The sequence below is a fragment of the Nitrosomonas eutropha genome, from assembly GCF_003201195.1.
Taxonomy (GTDB): Bacteria; Pseudomonadota; Gammaproteobacteria; order Burkholderiales; family Nitrosomonadaceae; genus Nitrosomonas; species Nitrosomonas eutropha.
Genome location: NZ_QICQ01000061.1, coordinates 1 through 4,652 on the forward strand (window position 1 = coordinate 1; position 4,652 = coordinate 4,652).

At 46.3% G+C, this 4,652-nt stretch carries 3 protein-coding genes; all 3 read left to right on the forward strand.

Features of this window, described 5'->3' with window-relative positions:
- Positions 1-1,860 (forward strand): patatin-like phospholipase family protein (locus C8R14_RS12900; protein WP_146208374.1); only part of this gene is annotated, 1,860 nt, incomplete at its 5' end.
- A 117-nt stretch (positions 1,861-1,977) separates the two neighbouring features.
- Positions 1,978-3,082 (forward strand): peptide chain release factor 2 gene (gene prfB / locus C8R14_RS12905; protein ID WP_110332638.1). Its coding sequence is split into 2 segments (ribosomal slippage): positions 1,978-2,058 and positions 2,060-3,082, totalling 1,104 coding nucleotides; the frame shifts between segments, so codons are not numbered across the junction.
- Between the two features lie 57 nt (positions 3,083-3,139).
- On the forward strand, positions 3,140-4,399 hold the full coding sequence (locus tag C8R14_RS12910; protein ID WP_011634374.1) for a putative Na+/H+ antiporter: 1,260 nt from the start codon (positions 3,140-3,142) through the stop codon (positions 4,397-4,399).
- The last annotated feature ends 253 nt before the right edge of the window (positions 4,400-4,652 follow it).

Below are 4,652 nucleotides of genomic sequence, written 5' to 3' on the forward strand. Positions count from 1 at the left end.
GTTTCCCTTGTTTTGTTGGTTGATCTGCCAGATCCTCAACAACAGGTTACACCGCTTCCTTCTCCCTTGTCATACACCAGAAATAATCATAGCTCTGCTTTATCGGGAGGGGGATTCAGGGCGTCGTTCTATCATATTGGTGTGCTCGCACGCATGGCGGAACTAGGAATGCTAAAGCATGTGGAATCCATTTCAACTGTATCGGGTGGTTCAATAGTGGGCGCAGCCTATTACTTGTTACTGAAGATTTTGCTGGAATCCAAAGACGATTGTGATATTACCGATTCGGATTATGTTGAGCTGGTACAAAAACTGGAAGAGCATTTTCTAAACGCAGTACAGAAAAATTTACGACTGCGAACTTTTGCCAATCCCTTCAAAAATATGCGCATGGCGCTTCCCAATTATTCCCGATCAGGTTCGATCGGTGAATTATACGAGCGTTATATTTACCGGCCGTTGATAAACGTTGGTGATCGCCCCATACGAATGAGTGATCTGCTGATTCAGCCACAGGGAGTAGAACAACCTTTCCATCCATGTGCTGTAAGTGGCAATCCTGGACGCAAGCATAAAGTACCCATACTCATGATTAATGCTGTCAGTCTGAATTCTGCGCATAGCTGGTATTTTACCGCCATGAGTATGGGTGAAGTGCCTCCCAGAAATCCAATTTTTCGCAATATCGACAAAAGAGATCGTTATCGCCGTATGCGTTATGAGGAGATTACCTCCAGAGAACCTTATTTTCTGTTAGGAAACGCTGTGGCCGCATCAGCGGCGGTGCCTGGCATATTCCCTCCCATGGCTATTTCCAACTTATATAAGGATCGTCGCGTACAACTCATTGACGGTGGTGCCTATGATAATCAGGGTATTGCGAGCTTGCTGGATCCTGATTATATGTGTACTGATTTCGTTGTAAGCGATGCTTCTGGCCAAGTTGCCGCAACGAATAACCCCCGAACTGATTTATTATCAGTTCTTGCCTCAAGCAGCTCAATTTTGATGAGGCGGGTACGAGAAGAGGTAGTGAACAATCTGATACAAATCCAGGATAAGCATGTTGCCTATTTTCATTTAACACACGGGCTATCCGCCAGCAAGATCAGTTGGCTACCTGGTGAGAAAATAGAGATTGAGATCGATTCTTCATCTTCTCAATTTGAAGTATCGGAGGAAGCGCAATATGCGTTATCACGCATTCGTACCGATCTGGATTCTTTTACTGAGGTAGAAGCAGATTGCTTGCAGGCAGATGGTTATCAAATGTCCCAATCAGCGCTTTTAAAGTTGAAGCCTTATGTATCATCTTCACACTTGCATGGAAACTGGCGATTCAGCCAGTATCAACCCGGACTGAAAGCAGGTGACTCCAGAATATTGAAGCGGCTGGAGCAAGGTCATCACAAATTTTTCAAGCCGATCATCTACGTACTGCAAGGGATTGCAGGCACCAAACAATCACTTGGCCTGTTGATGGTAAGCGTGCCGGTTATCCTGAGCCTCGCTATCATCTTTTTCCTGATTTATTTTTGTATAGAGTGGGGGTTTGGCGTCAGTACCTGGAAAATCGTCAGTGACCAGGAAAGTTTTCAAAAATTCGCATTGGATTTGGTTCCTCGAATTTATTGGTTCCTGGTGATATTTACCCTGTCGTTTGTTCTATCGAAAATGGCTGATGCACTGTTCAAAGGCAGTGGTAAATGGGTCAACCGGCTGTACACTGTATCGAAGGGGCCTATGTGGCTGATTACCAATGCGATCACCCGTCTTATCTTGCCTGTGATATTTACGATACCGATCAATATCTATCTCTATACGATTGACCGATACTTTATTAAAGTAATGGGAAAATAGAAAAAGATCACCCATGTGGTAGTGTCTTTAACTGATTATTATACTCGCATTCGTTTTGCCAGATTATGTACCAATTCGACTTACAGTATAATCAATGGTTTTGGATGAGATACTGCCATGGAAGCTGAACATATTAATACTTTGACCGAACAACTGGATGATTTAAAGCACAGGGGTGAAATTTTACGGAGGTATCTTTGACTTTGATGCCAAACAAGTACGGCTGACAGAGCTTGAGCGTCAATCTGAGGATCCTGCCATCTGGAATGACCCGGCGCGTGCTCAGGAATTAGGGCGCGAAAAAAAATCTCTGGAAAATATCGTGTTCACCCTGCGATCGATTGATCGCCAATTGCAGGACGCGCAAGAATTGCTGCAGATCGCTCAGGAAGAAAGCGATGATGAAACTTTGCACAGTATTTCCGAGGATGTAGCGGGACTTGCCAAAACGGTGGAAGAAATGGAGTTTCACCGAATGTTTTCGGACCCGATGGATCCCAATAACTGTTTCATTGATATCCAATCTGGCTCTGGTGGAACGGAAGCACAAGACTGGGCTTCGATGTTGGAAAGAATGTATTTGCATTATTGTGAACGACGTGGCCTGGCAGTGGAATTACTGGAAGAATCTCCCGGCGATGTGGCTGGTATCAAGAGTGCAACAATCAAAGTAAGCGGTGAATATGCCTATGGTTACTTGCGCACGGAAACCGGTGTCCACCGGCTGGTGCGTAAATCTCCCTTTGATTCAGGAAATCGCCGGCATACTTCCTTTGCCAGCGTATTTGTCTATCCGGAAGTAGATGACAGTATAGAAATCGATATCAACCCGGCGGATCTGCGAGTGGATACTTATCGCGCTTCCGGAGCGGGTGGGCAGCACATTAACAAAACTGATTCAGCTGTCAGAATCACGCATATTCCAACCGGGATTGTTGTTCAATGCCAAAGCGGACGTTCCCAGCATCGGAATCGTGCCGATGCTATGACAGTGCTGAAATCTCGCCTATATGAAGCGGAATTGAGAAAGCGCAATGAAACCAAACAAGCGATCGAAGATTCCAAGACGGACATTGCCTGGGGGCACCAGATTCGCTCCTATGTTCTGGATCAATCCCGCATCAAGGATTTGCGCACCAATATCGAGGTTGGCAATACTCAGGCCGTACTGGATGGAGACTTAGATGTGTTCATCGAAGCCAGTTTAAAGCAAGGTGTATAGCGCCCATGACACGGATTGGTGTAAAAATAACTCAAAGTAATATTCCTGGATAAAGTGATGACACCGACTGCTGTGGAATTAATTGGTACGATATTGTTTGTTCTGGCTATTTTGCACACGTTTACTACCGGTTTTTTTAAGCGATTGGCCTCTATCCAGCCGACTCACGCCGGGCTGTGGCATTTGCTGGGCGAAGTGGAGGTGGTGTTTGGCTTCTGGGCGATGGTACTGGTTGTCATGCTGTTTATTGCCGATAGTGAAAAAGCAGCAGTACATTACATCGATTCACGTAATTTCACCGAGCCGATGTTCGTTTTTGCCATCATGGTGGTTGCAGGAACTCGCCCTATCCTGCGAACAGCAACGATTGCTGTGGATTTTTTCGCCCGTATCATACCCTTGCCGGGTAGCATGGGATTTTACTTTACCGTGTTAACACTGGTTCCCTTGTTTGGTTCATTTATCACGGAACCGGCAGCCATGACACTAGCCGCGCTGATCCTGGCCGAACGTATCTTCATGAAAGGAATCTCCACACACATGAAATATGCTACGCTGGCTGTACTATTCGTGAATATTTCTATTGGTGGCACACTCACACACTTTGCCGCTCCTCCAATTCTGATGGTGGCCGGAAAATGGGGCTGGGATACTATGTTTATGCTGTCAACATTCGGCTGGAAAGCAGTTCTTGCCGTTGTTGTAAACGCCTTATGCATAACACTGCTATTCCGCGAAGAATTGCGGTTGTTGCCAGAAACAGAGGAAAGTAACCGTAGTGATACTGTTCCGTTTGCCCTGACATGTATACATCTGGCTTTTCTCGTAGGTATCGTAATTTTTTCTCACCATCCTGCCATATTTATGGGGCTGTTCCTCTTTTTTCTAGGGATTGCTCATGCCTATCAACATTATCAGGATCGTTTGATCTTGCGTGAAGGACTGCTGGTGGCTTTTTTTCTGGCCGGGCTGGTGGTATTGGGTGGCCAGCAGCAATGGTGGCTGCAGCCAGTATTGATGAGTATGACCAGTGATCAGATGTTTCTGGGTGCAACCATTCTGACCGCTTTTACTGATAACGCTGCGCTGACCTATCTGGGTTCGCTGGTTGAAGGATTATCCGATAGCCATAAATATGCCCTGGCTAGCGGAGCAGTGACAGGAGGTGGTTTAACTGTTATTGCCAATGCCCCGAACCCGGCAGGAGTAACCATTCTGCGCAACCACTTCGATGATGAAGCAGTGCATCCATTCAGATTGCTGCTGTTTGCACTGCTGCCTACCTTCATTGCTGCACTGTCTTTCCGATTGTTGTAATTTGGAAATTTTTTGGTAGCATAATTTCTAATCAAGTTGCAGGCCGGCGGCATTCGGAGCCTTGCAACATATTGGCTCCCATACAACTCATAGGTGGATATTGGGGTCGTCTCAGAAAACGGAAAATAAAGCACGCTAAGCCGGTGGCAGCGGTCGCAATGGCCTAAACTTCCCCGCACCGACCTTGGCGCTGCTGCGCCATAGGTAATCGCCGGTCAGGTTGATGTGCTCCCACCCCAGCGGCGACAGTTAT

What these genes read in the sequence shown, in the direction of transcription:
- C8R14_RS12910 (WP_011634374.1), top strand. Translation starts at nt 3,140, where the DNA reads ATGACACCGACTGCTGTGGAATTAATTGGTACGATATTGTTTGTTCTG.